The organism is Protofrankia coriariae (assembly GCF_001017755.1).
Classification (GTDB): domain Bacteria; phylum Actinomycetota; class Actinomycetes; order Frankiales; family Frankiaceae; genus Protofrankia; species Protofrankia coriariae.
Window position 1 is genome coordinate 1 of record NZ_JWIO01000017.1, and the last position, 16,845, is coordinate 16,845.

Below are 16,845 nucleotides of genomic sequence, written 5' to 3' on the forward strand. Positions count from 1 at the left end.
CCGCATCAGGCAACGTTTGCCCGGTCGACGATCCGCTTAAGTTTCCGATCTTGGGTGTGCTGGTTCCGCCAGATAATGTAGCGGCGGATCATGCTGGCCTGGGCGCGGTGGTTGCGGTGGTCGGTGCCGTCGATGGCGAAGTAGCGCAGGGCGGTGAACTGGGCCTCAATCCGGTTCAGCCACGAGCTGTAGGTGGGGGTGTAAGCGATCTCGACGTTGCTCGCCGCCGCCCAGTCCCCGACTCGGCTGTCCTGACCAGCCTCGACCCCACCGGACGAGGCAGAGCGAAGTGGATGATCCGCTGGAAGGCACCCCTCAACGCCTTCGACCTGGCGTTCGACGGACGCCTGTCCGCCGGCCGGAAGTAGACCAGCTCACAGCAATGGTCCGGATGTAGCACCAACATCACCCGTTACACCGTTAACTTGGCTCTGTCTCGGATTCGGTGGTGACGGAGAGAGCCCGATCATCTCACGATAAGTCATGTGCGATGACAGCAAGCTTGTGACCATGGCGTTCTCGGGGTTATCGCCGCTGGTCGTGGAGGATGTGACGGACGACGGTGAGTGGATCCGGGTGCGAGCACGGACACCGGACCTGCCTGCCGCCTGCCCGGGCTGCGGCGCCCCGAGCAGGCGGGTGCACGGCTACCACCAGCGGACCGTGGTCAACCTGCCCATCGACGCCCGCCGGGTGGCCGTGACCGTCCGGGTCCGCCGCCTGGTCTGCCCGACCCGCGGCTGCCGCCAGACCTTCCGTGAACAGCTGCCCGGGGTGCTGGAGCGCTATCAGCGGCGCACGTCCCGCCTGACGGTCCAGATCGGCGCGGTGGTCCGTGTCGTGCAGAAGGATACGTGACCTCGTCGGAGATCCACCGACGTTCGCTCAGGCGGCGCTGGTCGCGGCTGCAATGTCGTTGACGACGTGGACCGGTAGGTATGCACGAGCTGGTTGACTCGCCTCCGAGGCGAGGAAGTCCAGCAGGTGCCGGGGTTGTTCGGGCGGACCGAGCGGTACGGGTTCGAGACGGCGCCAGCCTCGGGCTGAGGCTGCCTTGATGGCTGTCAGGTAGGTGCTTTCGCTCATGCGCTGCAGTGTGCGGGCGCGCATGAGCAGAGCCGCGAGGGATACCTGCCAGTGCCGTTTCAGCTCGAACAGTTTGGGCCAGTCAACGGTGATCGGGAGCTGGTCGCGGATCTCGTCTGCGGGCATGAGTAGCGCGGCCGCGAACCGGTGCGCTTGGGTTTCGACTTGCTTGATACCCCACATCTGTTCGCCGTGTAGGACGAGATGGGCAAGTTCGTGGGCGGCGTCGAACCTCGATCGGGCACGGTCGTTCTTGTCAGCACCGAGGACGACGACGGGATGGTCAGGGAACGGCAGCGAGAAGGCGTCCACGTCGGCGCTGCCCAACGGGAGCCTGATCACGACTACTCCGTGGTTCTCCAGGAGCTCGACGACGTCGGTGATAGGACCGGGCGGTACACCCCAGCGCGCCCGGATCTGCCAGACGATGCGCTCGATCTCGTCGACCGGGGTGTCGAGGTCGCTGGCGGGGATCTCCGGCACGTTGCTGGCGGGGAACCGGCCGGCTGCAGCCGCGTACAGCGCGAGGTCATGTGCAACGTGCGCGACCGCGCGGGCGCGACGTCGGTCCACGACGGCGGTGCGGCGCAGGGAGCGGAAGAAGCCCTCGTGGGTTTCGGTCACCGGCTGAGCGAAGAACCCGGCCGGCACCATGAGCGCGGTGCTGAGAGCGGCGACGGTATCGGGGCTGGGCTGCACGGCCCCGCTCTCGAACTGGCTGATTGCGGCGGGCGAGAGAGCGACCTCGGTGGCCAACCGGCTCTGGCTGAACCCAACGAGTTCGCGGGCAATGCGTAGTCGCGCATGTTCGAACGTTGGCGTGTCCATCGCTCCCCTCACCCGATCTTGCTCTCCGCATTGTGGCTGATCCGGGCGTCGCCTGGCATCACGACACAGTAGAACAGGTGCCCTTCAAGTGCAGAAGTACGCACCGAAATCAATGCCGTGATATTAAGTATGATCGACAGCACGGTCAGGGCGGAGGAGCGCATCGTGGGCTGGGGTGTGAAGCGGTTGGGTGGCGGCGGGTGACCGACGGACGGTTCCAGATCCTGTCGTTGGACGGCGGTGGGCTACGGGGGATGTTCTCGGCCGCAGTGCTCGCGCGCCTGGAGGAAGACCTCGATGTGCGGATCGTCGACCACTTCGACCTGATCGCCGGCACTTCGACCGGCGGGATCATCGCGCTCGGTCTCGGCCTGGGGATGTCGCCCCGGCAGATCCTGCAATTCTATACCGACCATGGCCCGCGGATCTTCCGTGACCGGAGCCGGCTGCGGGGGGTGCGGCATCTGCTGCGTGCCAAGTACGCCTCTGAGCCGCTGCGCGCCGCCCTTACCAAGGTGCTCGGCGAGCGGACGTTCGGGGAAAGCACCAAGCGGTTGCTGATCACGTCGTACAACATCGGTGCCGACGACGTGTACCTGTTCCGTACGCCACACCTGCCGACGTTGAAGCGGGACTGGCGTGAGAAAGCGGTCGACGTTGCGATGGCCACCGCTGCGGCCCCAACGTACCTGCCCGGCATGTCCCTGGATGGCGCACGCTTGGTCGACGGCGGAGTGTGGGCGAACAACCCGGCGATGGTGGCCCTGACCGAGGCCGTCGGACCGCTCGGCCAGCCTTTGGATGCCGTCCGGGTGTTCAGCCTGGGCACCACGATCGACCTGCCCCGCCGCAGCCGTCGCCTTGACCGCGGCGGGCTGCTGCCGTGGGCCCGCGACGCGGTCGAGGTTCTGATACGCGCCCAGAGCGAGAGCGCGACCAAGCAGGTCGGGCACTTCCTGAGCAACGACCGGGTACTACGGCTTAACCCCACGGTGCCTACGGGCGCCCTCTCCCTAGACAAGGTCGATGCCGACGACCTGATCGGCCGCGCCAGCCACGAGAGCCGTGTGGCCTCGCCCAGCTTTACCCGTTGCTTCGCCGACCACACCGCGCCGGCGTATGTGCCCTACTACCCGGCCCAGGAGGACTGACCGTGGACACCATGGAACAGATGTTGTCGATGCTGCTCGACGGCGCCGTCGAAACCCTCGACATTGCGCCCCACCTGCAGCAGCTCGCCGTTGAACGCTATGAGGAGGTCGGCTCTTGGCTCGCCGAGCACGGTGGGTACCGGTGCCGGATCTACCCGCAGGGCTCGTTCCGGCTCGGCACCGTCGTGCGCCCCGACAGCCGCACCGGCGAGTACGACATCGACCTGGTGTGCTGGCTGCTGATCGCCAAGGAGAGCATCACCCAGGCCGAATTGAAGCAGCGCGTCGGCGATCTGCTCCATGCCTACCTGCGGTGGAAGAAGCGGCACGGCCATACCGACGGGCCGAAGACCTGCCAGGCCCGCCGCCGCTGCTGGACGCTCAGCTACCCTGACCACGGCTTCCACCTCGACGTGCTGCCAACCATCCCGGACGTGGACCACCCACCGACCGGCATCCTGCTGACGGACAAGCAGTTGTACCGGTGGCAGCACAGTAACCCGATCGGCTACGCCACCTGGTTCCGCCGGCAGTCGGAACAGCTTCAGCAGCTTCTCGTCGAGGCCGCCGCCAAGCGGCACATCAACGTCGCCGACGTACCCGAGTGGGAGGTCCGCAGCACGCTGCAGCGGGTTGTACAGATCCTCAAGTGGCACTGCATGCTCCGGTTCGCCCATAACCCGGACAACCGGCCCCCATCCATCCTGATCACCACGCTGACCGCCCAAGCGTACCACGGGGAGGTGGACCTGTTCACTGCGACCCGCAACTTGTTGAACCGCATGGATGACTTCATCGAGAACCGTCACGGCAAGTGGTGGGTGCCCAACCCCGCACACGAGGAGGAGAACTTCGCCGACAAGTGGAACGAGTACCCGGAACGGCGGGAGGCGTTCTTCGCCTGGCATCGGGACATCACCACTGTGCTCGACGACCTGGTCCAACTGCAGGGCAAGGGACTGCAGGTAGTGGCTTCACGTATGGCGGAAAGCTTCGGCCCCGATGCGGTGCAACTGTCCGCGCAACGCTACGGCGACTGGCTGCGCCGCCAGACCGAGAGCGGCGCGCTCCGCATGACCGGCACCGGCCTACTCACCACGACTGTGGCCGGTACGCCCGTCCGCAGGCATACCTTCCATGGCCAGCACACCGACCCGCGCGGTTAACCTGACCAGGCAGTTGATCGCGATCCGCGCCACACTGCCCACCGCTACGGGAAGAGTCCGCCGTGGCGAACTGGACTGCCTTATGTGCATCAGGCCGTCGCCAGCCAGCCAGGTCTACACAGTGCGCCTGCTTTATCGGCATGGACGCCGCCCCCGGATCACCGTCACCGATCCGCAGCTTACGCTGCGCCCTGATGCGCACGCCTTACCGCACGTCTACGCCGGAGATGAGCTGTGCCTTTATTACCCCGGCGAGTGGAGGCATGACATGTTGTTGTCGGCCACTATTCTGCCTTGGATCGCTGAATGGCTGATCCACTACGAACTGTGGCTTATCAGCGGCCATTGGGTCGGAGGCGGATCGGGATACACCTATATAGGGACGCAGGACCCAGGCTGCGTCCAGCAAGCAACCAAGCCCGAGGCCGCTTGACGTAGGACCGAGTTACAGTTCTACACTCCCTGCCAGGTACGGCCATAGTGGATGCGTCACGGAACTGCCGGTACCCCCGCGCAGAAAGTCACCCGTTCTGCGACCTCGGGTGGGAGAGCAGTTTGCGGATCTCATCGGCGCTGGGATGCTGTGGGCCGTGAAGACGGGTCAGGTCGGCGAGTAGGTCACGCAGTGTGGTTTCTGCTTCGTCGCGTCGGCCTGTGGGGTGCCAGAAGTCGGCTTGGGTCTGTGAGCTGGGATGATGTGACGGCGCGACTGTTGGCATGATGGTCAGCTATGTCCGTGTGAGGTGCTCTATCTGATCTTCGTGCGGGTGTGTGGCTGGCTTGTCCTACTCGGCCGTTCGTCGGCGTCCAAGGACATCGAGTTGCTCGTGCTGCGGCACGAGGTCGCGGTGCTACGCCGCACCCAGCCGAAGCCCCGGTGGGACTGGGCGGACCGGGCGGTACTCGCCGCACTGATCCAACTTCTGCCGAAGACACTGCGAGCGCACCGGCTGATCACCCCAGGGGCCGTCCTACAGTGGCATCGCCGTTTGGTTACACGGAAGTGGACCTACCCGCAGCGGACTGGACGACCGCCGGTCAGCACGGAGATCGCGACCCTCATCGAACGACTCGCGACCGAGAACATGACGTGGGGGTACCAGCGGATCCAGGGTGAGCTACTCAAGCTCGGCCACCGGGTCGGCGCGTCCACGATCCGCCGAATCCTGACGTCCCTCGGGCTGCCCCCGGCCCCGAAACGCCAGACCGACACGACTTGGCGGCAGTTCCTGCGCACCCAGGCATCGACCATGCTGGCGGTGGACTTCTTCCACGTGGATTGCGCCGTGACGCTCCAGCGTCTGTACTGCTTCTTCGTCATGGAGGTCGGCTCCCGTTACGTCCACGTCCTCGGGGTCACCGCCAACCCGGACGGACCGTGGACCACCCAACAAATCCGGAACCTCCTGGTGGACCTCGGTGACCAGGCGGCCGACTTCCACTTCCTGGTCCGCGACCGGGCCGGGCAATTCACCGCATCCTTCGACGCGATCCTCGCCGACGCCGGCATCACCACGGTCAAGATCCCACCCCGAACTCCGCGGGCGAACGCCTACGCGGAACGCTCCGTCCGCACGGTCCGGACCGAGGCCACCGACCGGATGCTGATCTTCGGCGAGCGGCATCTGCGTACCGTTCTGGCCGAGTACGCGACCCACTACAACGGACGACGACCCCACCGCGGCCGTGACCTTCAACCACCACGGCCCGACCACCCCGTTGCAGACCTGACCAAGGAACGGATCAAGCGCCAGCCCGTCCTCGGAGGCCTGATCAACGAATACGAGCGAGCCGCCTAAAAGACCAGGTCAACGCCGGTGGCCGAGTTCTGGCACCCCACAGGTGTTCTCCTCGAGGATCGACAAGGTCGACTGGAACACCCGCCTGGTCACCGGCGACGCGATCGCCGAGATCACCCGGCTCAAGGCCGAGGACGGCGGCCCAATGAACATCGGCGGCGCAACGCTCGCCGGGGCGGCCATGCGCGCCGGGCTGATCGACGAGTACGCGATCGCCGCCTATCCGGTCCTGGTGGGCAGCGGCACGCCGTTCTTCACCGCGCTGGACAGCTGGGTGAACCTGAACCTGGTTGAGACGCGGACGTTTCCCGGCGGCGTGGTCCTGACCAGGTACGAGACGAGGCGCTGAGCAGCAGCACCCACGCGCTAGTCTCACGGCGATGTCGTATACGACATCGGTACGACACGGCCCGTGAGATTACGACATCAGCCGCGAGACCCTACAAAGGAACGATTGACTGGCAGAGTGCTGTTATTCGAACCCTGCCGTATTCCGCCATCGTCGTGCGACGCTGCACTCGGGACTATCGTTCGAATCCGTCCAATGAGGCGGAAGTGTCAAGCAACGCGGGCGGACCCCCGCGTTGGCCTGGAAGGCGCTCGTGCTCCTTGCGCGGCTGGCCCGTGGGCATGCCGCTGGGCGTGGTCCGACTCCGGCGCGAGGCTGTCGCCCATGTCGTGATCCCACCGGAAGAAGATCTGTCGGCCGGCGTTCGGGCCGGGAGTAGCCCTACGGAAAGCGCAGATCGTCAGGCTAGCCTTACGAGTACGCAGTTCTGGATCTGGAGCGGCCCGGTACCGTTCTGGCCAGGCACACCCCACGCTGCGGGAGAGGTACGCGATGATGGTCGGGTGAGTACGCGGCGGGTGGTGCTGGTGGTGACATGCCTGGCGGTTGCCGGGCTTGCAGTTCTCTTCCTGGTGACGCAGCGGGATGAAGCCGCGTGGGCGGCGACGGTGGTCTCGGCGGGGCTCTGTTGCATTGGGCGGAGGCAAGGCACGGTGGACCTGTGCCGGGCGGGTGCTCAGACGGCCAGCGCGAGCTCGGTGAAGGCAGCCGTCAGCCGCTGGCGGGGNGGATGTTCTGCACGAACGCCTGCCCGGCGCCGATCACCTGCACGGAACGGAAACGTTTCAGCCCGCGCATCGGCCGCAGCCGCGCCTTGAACCTGCCATGATCTGCTTCGATCGGGTTGTTCGCATACCGTTCGTCGATGTGCTGGGCGGCGGGTAGCTGCTCGTCAAGGACCCGCGGGTAGGCGGCGGCCCGGTCGGTGGTCACCTCGCACGGCCGGCGGCCGTGCGACAGCGCCTGGGTGAGGAAGCATCGGGCCGCGGTCAGGTCCCGATGCTCACTGGCGAGGACGTCGATGACCTGGCCGAACTGGTCGATCGCCCGGTACAGGTAGGTCCACCGACCGGCGACCTTCACATACGTTTCGTCGACAAACCAACGATCACCCGGCGTGTGCCGGCACGGCCGGGCCGCGTCGATCAGCAGCGGGGTGAACCGGCGCACCCACCGGTAGATCGTGACGTGGTCGACGACGAGACCGCGTTCGGCGAGGAACTCCTCGACGTCGCGGTAGGACAGGGCGTAGCGCAGGTACCAGCGAACCGCCAGCACGATCACCTCGGGTGGGAACCGAAAACCGGNCGCGAACGCCGACGTCAGGACCGGGGACGGACGCGACGTCGGCGCATCATTCGATCATGACTGATCGGCAGTGGCAACGGCGGACTTCGCCAACGCGACAGTGCCGTCGGCGCCGCTCAGGGCCTGCACCTGTGCCTCTCGCCCTGATCCGACAACGGTGTCGTGGTCACGGGACGAGGTCCGGACCCGCTGAGCCAACAGCCGGACGGCTCGCCGGAGAGTTTGTGTTGCGCTCCAGGTCAGCATGCCTGTGCCGAGGCAGAGGAGCAGGACCGCGAGGGCGGGCAGGTGCGGCAGGGCCGCGGAGTAGACGGCGTAGTGGGTGAGGTAGATGTAGAGCGAGGCGCTCGCGATCGACCCGGTCATTCGCACGACGAACCTCGGCAGCGCGAGCCGCGGAAGGAACAACAGCGCCGCGAATCCCACGGTGATGACGGTCTCCCGTAGCGGGTTGGCGAAATATCCGGGGATCATCAGCAGCGTGATCGCGACGACGAGCGCCTTCTGCCTGGTGCGGGTGGCCCGATAGCCGAGCCAGCCGAGGACGAAGAACCAGACGACGCCGTGTGTGGCCATCCACCGTTCGGCGAAGGTGTTGGTGTCGTGGGCGAACTGATGCGCCAGCAGGGCGACACCCAAGGTCGCCAGCGCGAAGCCGAAACCGTGCCGCCGCTCCCATCGACGCGCGGCCGGGATCGCGAACACGAGCGTGAACAGCAGCAGCGTCTGGACCAGGACCTCGACGAACCAGTAGCCGTACGCACCGTGGCGGACGTAGTTGTTGATCAATAGAACGTTCGACCACCCCACGCTGGTGCTCTCCACGGCCCGCCAGGTCAGCCACAGCATGGACGGGATCGCGATCCGGGCGGCGCTGCGGAGGATGGCGTGGCTGGTGCCGCTGTCCCTCGGCGCGAGACGGAATCGGGCGAAGCCCCACCCGGCGACGATCAGCAGCAGATGAGCGCCGCCGAGAATGTGGAACAGGCCGATGTGGTTGCTGACGATCAGTATGATCGCAACCGCCCGCAGCACGATGCCGGTCTCGACCGTCGTGGTTCTGGTGACGGTCGTGCGTTCGGCCCGACCGTCGTGCTGGGCGGCGAGCCGGTCCAGTTCGCCGATCGGCGTGGTGGGCCAGTCGTCGGGCAGGTACCCCAGCGTCCGCTCGATCTCGAGGGACATCTGGACGTAGGACAGTGAGTCTCCGCCCAGGTCGACGAACGTCGCATCGTCGGCGATGTCGGCGCAGCCCAGAACCTTGGCGAAGCATTCCCGCACCGACAGGTCGGTGTGGCGCGCCGGTCGGAGGTCCTGGGAGTTCGCCAGCTCCTGGATCGCCGAATAGTCGATCTTGCCGTTGGTCAGGCGCGGCAGTTCGTCGACGGCGACGACGCGGATCCGGTCCGCTGGGAGCCGGAGCCTCTCCTGGACGAGTCTACGGATGGCGTATCGGTCCGGCGACAGGGTTGCGATGGTCAGGGCGTCGTCGGTGCCCGCGCACGCGCAGGTGCGTCCGTGGTCGGCCAGGAGAAGCTCCACCTGGCAGAGATCGATGCGCAGCCCGAACAGCTTCACGAAGCGCGACGTACGTCCGACGACCACGTACAGTCCGTCCGCCGTGCGCCGCGCGATGTCGCCGGTGGCGAGCGCATCGATCGTCGCGCCCAGCGCGAGATCGGCCGGGCTCTCGGCATAGCCGAACATCACGTTGGGGCCGCGATAGACAAGTTCGCCCTGCCCGGGCGTTGAGGGGTCTTCGGAGGGCAGGATCTCGAACGAGCCGCCGGGAATCGGGACGCCGATCGCGGAAGGATGCGACTCGGCGAGTTCGGGCGGCAGGTAGGCCATGCGTGCGGTGGCTTCGGTCTGCCCGTACATGACGAACAACCGCCATCCGCGGCGCCTGCCCAGTTCGGCGATGTGCCGGACGCGATGCGCGGGCAACGCGCCACCCGCCTGGGTGACGTAGCGCAGGGAAGGCAGGTGTATCCGGTCGAAGCCGACCCGCTCGAGCAGGTCGAAGGTGTAGGGCACGCCGTGCAGGCTGGTGCCCCGATACTTCTGGAAGGTCGCCCAGAAAGCCGGGTCGACGACCGAGTCCTCGGTCAGCAGCAACGCCGCACCGCGCAGCAGGTTGCTGTTGATGATCGACAGCCCGTAGCAGTAGTGCATCGGCAGTGCCGCGGACGCGCGGTCTGAGTCGCGGATGTCCAGGAACCGCGCGATGGACTCGGCGTTGGCCTGGAGGTTTTCGGCGGAGAGCCGGACCAGTTTGGGGGATCCGGTCGACCCCGACGTCGAGAGCAGGAGAGCGAGGTCGGGGTGCAGGTCGTGGCACGTGCCGTCGCGCCGCTCCCGCAGCGTCCACTCGTCCTCGCGGCGGAGCACGACATCCGGATCGTAGATCGATAACAGCGTGTTCCAGTGGCGGTCGTCGGGCGCGGTGAGGAGAACCGGATGTCCAGCGGCCAGCGCAGCCAGGTAGGTGACGAGCGGCTCGAGATCGTTGGCTGCCGCGATCATGACCAGCCTGCGGTCGGTACCCAGCCGAGCGGCCGCGTCCTCGACGCGGCCGGCCAACTGGTCGTAGGTGAGCTCGGCGCCGTGCGGGGTGACCACCGCGAGCCTGTCTCCGTGCGCGCGGAGCGTGGTGGCGAACGGGACACCGGGTGCGCTTCGAACGGGCGACCGCATTGTGGCCGTGCCTCCCCTATCGTCCATCAGGTATAAAAGGCAAGGGTTACTTAACTTAGGCTAACCAGCATGATCGAGCCAGACGTGTGATCCACGTCAATCGACGCCTTCCGGCTCGCCGCGGCACGATGTACCGTTCTAAGGCTCGCCTTACCTAATCGACCCGACTCTGGAGGTGCTGGTGCGCGTGCGGCTCGCTGGGCGGATCACAACACTGGCGGTGGCGGTCGTCATGGCCGCGGCGGCTACGGCGTGCGGCGGATCGGAAGGCGCCACCATCACCCTGTACAACGCCCAGCACGACGACCTGATCACGGCCATGGTGGATGGTTTCACCAGGGAGACCGGCATCAAGGTCAACATTCGGTCCGGTAAGGACTCCGAGTTCGCGAACCAGATCGTGCAGGAGGGCGACGCCTCACCCGCCGATGTGTTCGTCACGGAGAACTCGCCGGCGATGAGCCTGGTCGACGGCCGGGGCCGCTTCATCAAGGTCGACGACGCCACCCTGGCCCAGGTGCCGGCGCAGTTCGTGCCATCCAGCCGCAACTGGACCGGGTTCGCCGCCCGCGCGACCGTGCTGGCGTACAACAAGCGGCAGCTGACCCCGGACCAGCTGCCCGCCTCCCTGATGGATCTCCAACAGCCCCAGTGGCAGGGCAAGTTCGGTGTGGCGGCCGCGGGTGCGGACTTCCAGGCGATCGTCAGCGCGGTGTTGGCGAGCAAGGGAGAGACCGCGACGGCGACGTGGCTCGCCGGTCTGAAGGCGAACGCGAAGATCTATTCAAACAACCGGGCGGTGCTCAAGGCCGTCGACACCGGGGAGGTCCAAGCGGGCGTGCTGTACCACTACTACTGGTACAAGGACCGCGCCGAGTCCGGTGCGAACAGCAACAATACCGAGCTGAAGTTCTTCGGAGGCAAGGATCCCGGAGCGTTCCTGAGCGTGTCGGGCGCGGGGGTGCTCAAGGCGAGCAAGAACCAGGACAAGGCGCAGCAGCTCGTCCGCTACCTCACCGGCAGGGCAGGCCAGCAGATCCTGGCCGACAGCAACGCCCTGGAGTACCCGATCGCCAGCGGCGTCCCGGCGAACGCGAAGCTCAAGCCGCTGAGCGAGCTCGACCCACCGGTGATCGACGTCGCCAGCCTCAACGGCCCCAAGGTCGTCGAGCTCATGCGCAACGCCAGTCTGCTCTAAGTGGCCGTCGGTACTCCCACGGTCCCGGGCTCCGATCCTGTGGTCCCGGGCCCCGGTACGAGCAGCCTGCCGGCCCGGCGCCGTCGGCACGGCGCCGCGGGCTCCACGCTCCCACAGCTGCCGATGCTCACTGCGGCACTCCTGGTCGCGCTCCTCACGACGGTGCCGTTGCTGTTCGTAGTGGACGCGGCCGTCGAGGCGGGCTGGGCGGAGGTCGTCCATCTGGTCGTCCGCCCGCGTACCGGAGAGCTGTTGTGGAACACGGCCCGGCTCGCGGTGGGCTGCATGCTTTTGTGCGCTGTGCTCGGGACCGGCGCGGCCTGGCTGGTAGAACGATCCTCCCTACCGGGTCGCACGGTGTTCCACGTCATGCTCGTGGCTCCGCTCGCGATCCCGGCGTTCGTCAACAGCTACGCCTGGGTCTCCCTGCTCCCTTCGGCCGCGGGCTTCGACGGTGCGCTGCTGATCGTGACCCTGTCCTACTTCCCCTTCGTGTACCTCCCGGTCGCCGCTACCCTGCGCGGCCTCGACCCGGCCTACGAGGAGACCGCCCGCTCGCTGGGCCACAGCGGATTCCAGATCTTCACGCGGACCATCCTGCCCCAGCTGCGGCCGGCTGTCCTGGGTGGCTCGCTGCTGGTCGGACTGCATCTGCTCGCCGAGTTCGGCGCGCTGCAGATGCTGCGGTTCCCCACCTTCACCACAGCCATTTACGACCAGTATCAGTCCGCGTTCAACGGGCCCGCGGCCAGCATGCTGGCCGGGGTCCTGGTGGCATGCTGCCTGATCCTGTTGCTGGCCGAGCTGACCCTGCGCGGCCACGCGCCCTACGCGCGTATCGGCGCAGGCTCGGCACGCCCCGCCAGAGCGCATCCGGCTGGGCCCGATGACGCTGCCCGCGGTCGCCGGACTGTCCACTCTGGCCGTGCTGTCGCTCGGTGTTCCGCTGGCGAGCCTCGGCCGCTGGTTGGCGGAGGGCGCCTCATCCGGACTCGACGTCGACCAGATAGCGGTCGCGACCGGAACGTCGCTCGGGCTCGGCGCGCTGGGCGCGCTGGTCACCACGGCGGCGGCGGTCCCCGTGGCCTGGCTGTACGTGCGCGGGCGAAACCGGCTGTCGACCGCTTTGGAGCGCGCCACCTATATCGGCAGCGCGCTGCCAGGCATCGTCGTAGCGCTGGCCCTGGTCACGGTCGCCGTCCGCCTGGTACCTGGCATGTACCAGACCACCAGCGTGCTCATCGTGGCGTACCTGATCCTGTTCCTGCCGCGCGCCATGGTGAACGTGCGCGCGGCCCTCGCGCAGACGCCGCCGGTCCTCGACGACGTCGCGCACTCGCTCGGCGCGGGACGACTCGCCACGCTCCGCCGGGTCACGCTGCCGCTGATCGTGCCGGGGCTGGGTGCGGGCGCGGCGCTGGTCTTCCTTGCCGTGGTGACGGAACTGACCGCGACTCTGCTGCTCGCACCCACCGGCACCCAAACCCTGGCCACCCAGTTCTGGAGCCACAGCGACAGCCTCGCCTACGGCGCCGCCGCGCCCTACGCGGCGCTGATGGTGCTGATCTCCGGACCCGCGACCTATCTGCTGACCCGCCAGGTGCGAAAGGAGTCAGTGGCATGACCGCGCTCACCATCACCGGCGTGACGAAATCCTACGGCGGCACTCCCGTGCTGCAGGGCGTCGACCTCCACGTGCCTCAGGGCAGTCTGACGGCGGTGCTTGGTCCGTCCGGGTGCGGGAAGACGACTCTGCTGCGAGTCATCGCGGGCTTCGCCGATCCGGACGGCGGCACCGTCGCCTTCGGCAACGAGATCGTGTTCCGGCCAGGCAGGTCCACCAAGGCCCAACATCGCAAGGTCGGGTACGTGCCACAGGAGGGGGCGCTGTTCCCTCACCTCACCGTGACCGCGAACATCACCTTCGGTCTGCCGCGCACGCAGCGAAAGCAGGGAAGCCGTGTTGCCGAACTGCTCGAGCTGGTCGGCCTCGCCGCGGAGCTCTCCGACCGCTACCCGTACGAGCTCTCCGGTGGCCAGCAGCAGCGGGTGGCCCTGGCCCGAGCACTGGCACCACGACCCGCGGTGGTGCTGCTCGACGAACCGTTCAGCGCGCTGGACGCCGGACTTCGGGAGGCTACCCGCCGCGGAGTCACCCGGGCCCTGCGCGCCGCGGGAACGACGGCGGTCCTGGTCACCCACGACCAGGCCGAAGCCCTCTCCCTCGCCGACCAGGTCGGCGTGATGAGACAGGGCAGGCTGGTTCAACTCGACACTCCCGCGACTGTCTACAGCCAGCCGCGCGACGTCGACGTGGCCGGTTTCGTCGGCGAGGCCGTGCTCCTGCCCGCGACCATCCACGACGGACAGGCGTGGTGCGCGCTCGGCACCATCCCGGTCACCGACTCCGAGCACAGGGGCGACGCCCAGGTGCTGATTCGCCCCGAACAGCTCCGGATCCACACCACCGACCGTCCCAACGGCGTGACGGCCCGGGTACGTGAGATCAACTACTACGGCCACGACGCCACCATCCGACTCGACCTGCTGCCCGAGGGTCCATCCGTCGTCGCCAGGGTCGTCGCTGGCCAACGCCTGCCCGGCCCTCACACCGACGTACAGCTCACCGTGTCCGGCAACGCCGTCACCTATCCGGCGACGAGATGAGGTCTGCACGATCGTGGCGGGCCAGACGGTAGTGACCGCGTCCGGCAGGCCGGTCAGCCCGTCGCAGACGAGCATGCACACGTCTGCCGATCCCCGGTTCTTGATCTCAGTGAGGAGGTGCGCCCAGTATGTCGCGCCTTCCCCGCCGGCGCCGGCCCACCACCCCCGACATGGCTGCGGGATGCCGCCGCGGGACCCCGGGCTCCAGGATTTTGACGATGGGTAGCGCGAGTGTGGATGCCAGGCCCACCCCGGTGGGGGGACGCAGGGCACCGGCATCAAACGGAAAAGGAGAAAAGGAGAGGTGCCGAGGCCGTGGACGTGAAGCTTGAGGTTGCGGTGCTGCCGGTCGCCGATGTGGACCGGGCCAAGAACTTCTACAAGGCGCTCGGGTGGCGGGAGGATGCCGTCTTCGCCGCCGGTACGGATTTCCGGGTGGTGCAGCTGACACCTCCGGGCTCGGCGTGCTCGGTCATCTTCGGCACCGGAGTCACCTCGGCCGCGCCCGGCTCGGCGGACGGCTTGCAGCTGGTGGTGGACGACATCGAGGCGGCCCGGGCGGAGCTGGCCAGCCGAGGTGTGGAGGTCAGCGAGGTGTTCCACGACGCGGGCGGGTGTTCCACCACGCCGGGACCACCGCACGGGTCGCTGGTCCGGCCTCGGGCCACCGGAGCTACGGCTCGTGGGTGTCGTTCAGCGACCCGGACGGCAACAGCTGGTTCGTCCAGGAGGTCACGACGCGCCTGCCGGGCCGCGTGACACCCGCGCCGGCGGCTTACGACTCCGCTGCCGACCTGGCTGAGGCGCTGCGCCGGGCGGCCGCCGCGCACGGCAAGCACGAGGAGGAGACCGGGCAGGCCGACCCGGACTGGCCGGACTGGTACGCGCAGTACATGGTGGATGAGCGGAACGCGCAGGCGGCCGGCGTATGAACGGCTACGACTACGACGTGATCGTCCTCGGGGCCGGCTCGCCGGGTGAGCACTGCGCCGGCGAGCTGGCCGACGGCGGCCTGCGGGTGGCGGTGGTCGAGCGGGAGCTGGCCGGGGGCGAGTGCTCGTACTGGGCGTGCATTCCGTCCAAGACGCTGCTGCGCCCCGGCGAGGCGGTGCATCAAGCGCGGGAGGCGGCGGCCACCGCGCAGGTCGATGCCAGGGAGGCGCTGGCCTGGCGCGACTTCATGGTCTCGGACTATTCCGACGCCGGGCAGCGGGCCTGGCTGGCGGGCAAGGGCATCGACCTGATCCGCGGAACGGGGCGCTTGGCCGGGCCCGGCGTGGTCGAGGTCGGCAGCAGGCGCTACAGCGCGGCGCACGTGGTGGTGGCGACCGGCTCAGATCCGGTCGTGCCGCCTGTCCCGGGCCTGCGCGAGTTGGACGGCATCTGGACCAGCCGCGAGGTGACCGGCATGAAGGACGTCCCGCGCCTCCTGCTGATTCTCGGCGGCGGGCCGGTCGGCACCGAGATGGCTCAGGCTGTGCGCCGCCTGGGCGGCGAGGTGGCCCTCGTCGAGGCGGCGGGGCATCTGCTGGCCCGCGAGCCCGCGAGCCCGCGCCGCTGGGCGAGGCGCTCGGCGAGGTGCTGCGCCGTGATGGCGTCGAACTGCTGCTGGGCGTGCATGCGGCCGCCGCGCGGCGCGACGGCGAGGACTACGTCCTGGTCCTCGATGACGGTCGTGAGCTGCGTGGCGACCGGCTACTTGTCGCCACCGGCCGACGCCCGCGGGNNNCCGGCCGACGCCCGCGGGTGGCCGGGCTCGGCCTGGAGAGGGCCGGTGCCACGTTCGACGAGTACGGCGTCCGGGTCGACGCGCGCCTGCGGGCCAGCGAGCGCCTGTGGGCCATCGGCGACGTCACCGGGGTGCGGCTGCTGACCCACGTCGGCAAGTACCAGGGCGAGGTCGTCGCCGCGAACATCCTCGGTGAACCCCGCGAGGCCAGCTATAAGGCTGTGCCGGACGTGGTCTACACCGACCCGCAGGCGGCCGCCGTCGGCTCCACCGAGGCCCGGTTCAGCGTGACCGCTCTGGTGTCCGAGGTGGCCAAGACGGCCACCTACACGCACGCCTACGCCGAGTCGAATGGCTTCCTGACGCTGCTTAGTGACGGCGAACGGCTGACCGGTGCGTACGCGCTCGGCCCCGAGGCGGGTGAGTGGCTGCAGCAGGCCACGCTGGCCATCCGCGCCCGCGTGCCGCTCGATGTGCTGCGCGATGTCATCCAGCCGTTCCCCACCTTCTCAGAGATCTACGTCAGCGCGCTGAAGGCGCTGCGCAGCGAGATCATGGCGGACCGCTACCCGGTCCGGGTGGATGCGCCGTAAGCGTCTCCCACTTGGCCAGGCTCGGCGCTTGTGTGGGGAGCGCCGGTCCGGGTCAACCTCATCGCCCCCGGCTTCGTCGACACGCCGTTGTCCGCGTCGAGCGCGGCCCGGAGGCGATGACGGCGGCCGAGGTTGATGGCCTGCCGCACCTGCCGGGCCACGCACGCCACGATCTGATCCGCAATAACTTGACCTGGATCAGTGATCGAGGATTTGGGCTTGCCGGACCTGGCAGGTCCGGCGGACCTGCTTCCGGACCTGCCAGATCGACTTC

14 protein-coding genes and 6 pseudogenes are annotated in these 16,845 nt (G+C 67.9%); 16 read left to right on the forward strand and 4 right to left on the reverse strand.

Annotated elements, in window-relative coordinates:
* Both FrCorBMG51_RS28210 and FrCorBMG51_RS12155 read left to right on the forward strand, forming a co-directional pair.
* Positions 1–368: hypothetical protein (locus FrCorBMG51_RS28210; RefSeq protein WP_235433519.1), on the forward strand; the 368-nt coding region annotated here is incomplete at its 5' end.
* A gap of 115 nt (positions 369–483) precedes the next feature.
* Positions 484–837 (forward strand): annotated as a pseudogene (locus tag FrCorBMG51_RS12155) (transposase family protein); the annotation flags it as partial.
* Between the two features lie 48 nt (positions 838–885).
* On the opposite strand, the gene FrCorBMG51_RS12160 reads toward FrCorBMG51_RS12155, so the two are convergent.
* Positions 886–1,914 carry an XRE family transcriptional regulator gene (locus FrCorBMG51_RS12160; protein ID WP_047223200.1) on the reverse strand — a complete coding sequence of 343 codons (1,029 nt, stop codon included), beginning with the start codon at positions 1,912–1,914 and terminating at the stop codon, positions 886–888.
* Positions 1,915–2,114: 200 nt separating this feature from the next.
* On the opposite strand from FrCorBMG51_RS12160, the gene FrCorBMG51_RS12165 reads away from it, so the two are divergent.
* The 5 genes from FrCorBMG51_RS12165 (at position 2,115) to FrCorBMG51_RS12180 (ending at position 6,379) form a co-directional block, all read left to right on the forward strand.
* Complete coding sequence (locus FrCorBMG51_RS12165) at positions 2,115–3,065, forward strand: CBASS cGAMP-activated phospholipase (RefSeq protein ID WP_086055415.1); 951 nt, start codon at positions 2,115–2,117, stop codon at positions 3,063–3,065.
* A gap of 11 nt (positions 3,066–3,076) precedes the next feature.
* Positions 3,077–4,231: a cyclic GMP-AMP synthase DncV-like nucleotidyltransferase gene (locus FrCorBMG51_RS12170; protein ID WP_338052741.1), complete on the forward strand. Its 1,155-nt coding sequence runs from the start codon at positions 3,077–3,079 to the stop codon at positions 4,229–4,231.
* Positions 4,203–4,664, forward strand: coding sequence for a type II CBASS E2 protein (locus tag FrCorBMG51_RS26765; protein WP_200902421.1), 462 nt, complete (start codon positions 4,203–4,205; stop codon positions 4,662–4,664). Before FrCorBMG51_RS12170 ends, FrCorBMG51_RS26765 begins: the two co-directional genes overlap by 29 nt.
* Before the next feature lie 310 nt (positions 4,665–4,974).
* A complete protein-coding gene (locus FrCorBMG51_RS12175; protein WP_047223201.1) occupies positions 4,975–6,030 on the forward strand; it encodes an integrase core domain-containing protein in 1,056 nt (351 codons plus the stop codon).
* Positions 6,031–6,073: 43 nt separating this feature from the next.
* A complete protein-coding gene (locus tag FrCorBMG51_RS12180) occupies positions 6,074–6,379 on the forward strand; it encodes a dihydrofolate reductase family protein (RefSeq protein WP_235433520.1) in 306 nt (101 codons plus the stop codon).
* Positions 6,380–7,055: 676 nt separating this feature from the next.
* On the opposite strand, the pseudogene FrCorBMG51_RS12185 reads toward FrCorBMG51_RS12180, so the two are convergent.
* Both FrCorBMG51_RS12185 and FrCorBMG51_RS12190 read right to left on the reverse strand, forming a co-directional pair.
* A pseudogene (locus FrCorBMG51_RS12185) lies at positions 7,056–7,734 on the reverse strand (IS6 family transposase).
* Positions 7,735–7,741: 7 nt separating this feature from the next.
* Entirely contained in the window at positions 7,742–10,384 is a 2,643-nt protein-coding gene (locus FrCorBMG51_RS12190) for an AMP-binding protein (RefSeq protein ID WP_235433521.1), read from the reverse strand.
* A 181-nt stretch (positions 10,385–10,565) separates the two neighbouring features.
* Here FrCorBMG51_RS12190 and FrCorBMG51_RS12195 point away from each other — a divergent pair, with 181 nt between their 5' ends.
* From FrCorBMG51_RS12195 to FrCorBMG51_RS12205, 4 genes and pseudogenes are all read left to right on the forward strand, one after another.
* A complete protein-coding gene (locus FrCorBMG51_RS12195; protein ID WP_086055416.1) occupies positions 10,566–11,582 on the forward strand; it encodes an iron ABC transporter substrate-binding protein in 1,017 nt (338 codons plus the stop codon).
* 369 nt (positions 11,583–11,951) lie between these two features.
* Positions 11,952–12,314 (forward strand): annotated as a pseudogene (locus FrCorBMG51_RS34680) (ABC transporter permease subunit); the annotation flags it as partial.
* A 154-nt stretch (positions 12,315–12,468) separates the two neighbouring features.
* Positions 12,469–13,206, forward strand: a complete 738-nt coding sequence (locus FrCorBMG51_RS34685; protein WP_235433522.1) for an ABC transporter permease — start codon at positions 12,469–12,471, stop codon at positions 13,204–13,206.
* Positions 13,203–14,249, forward strand: a complete 1,047-nt coding sequence (locus tag FrCorBMG51_RS12205; protein WP_047223204.1) for an ABC transporter ATP-binding protein — start codon at positions 13,203–13,205, stop codon at positions 14,247–14,249. Before FrCorBMG51_RS34685 ends, FrCorBMG51_RS12205 begins: the two co-directional genes overlap by 4 nt.
* Here FrCorBMG51_RS12205 and FrCorBMG51_RS26770 read toward each other — a convergent pair.
* A pseudogene (locus tag FrCorBMG51_RS26770) lies at positions 14,250–14,414 on the reverse strand (transposase); the annotation flags it as partial.
* A gap of 156 nt (positions 14,415–14,570) precedes the next feature.
* Here FrCorBMG51_RS26770 and FrCorBMG51_RS12210 point away from each other — a divergent pair.
* From FrCorBMG51_RS12210 to FrCorBMG51_RS31145, 5 genes and pseudogenes are all read left to right on the forward strand, one after another.
* The gene (locus tag FrCorBMG51_RS12210; RefSeq protein WP_235433523.1) at positions 14,571–15,008 is read left to right on the forward strand and encodes a VOC family protein; all 438 of its coding nucleotides are present in this window, start codon (positions 14,571–14,573) and stop codon (positions 15,006–15,008) included.
* Positions 15,005–15,181 (forward strand): hypothetical protein, encoded by a 177-nt coding sequence (locus FrCorBMG51_RS34690; protein WP_200902423.1) that lies wholly within the window; start codon positions 15,005–15,007, stop codon positions 15,179–15,181. Before FrCorBMG51_RS12210 ends, FrCorBMG51_RS34690 begins: the two co-directional genes overlap by 4 nt.
* Positions 15,178–15,786 (forward strand): annotated as a pseudogene (locus tag FrCorBMG51_RS33770) (FAD-dependent oxidoreductase); the annotation flags it as partial. The gene FrCorBMG51_RS34690 and the pseudogene FrCorBMG51_RS33770, both read left to right, overlap by 4 nt.
* 41 nt (positions 15,787–15,827) lie before the next feature.
* Positions 15,828–16,082: pseudogene (locus FrCorBMG51_RS33775) on the forward strand (FAD-dependent oxidoreductase); the annotation flags it as partial.
* Between the two features lie 27 nt (positions 16,083–16,109).
* Complete coding sequence (locus FrCorBMG51_RS31145; RefSeq protein WP_235433536.1) at positions 16,110–16,571, forward strand: hypothetical protein; 462 nt, start codon at positions 16,110–16,112, stop codon at positions 16,569–16,571.
* Positions 16,572–16,845: the final 274 nt, after the last annotated feature.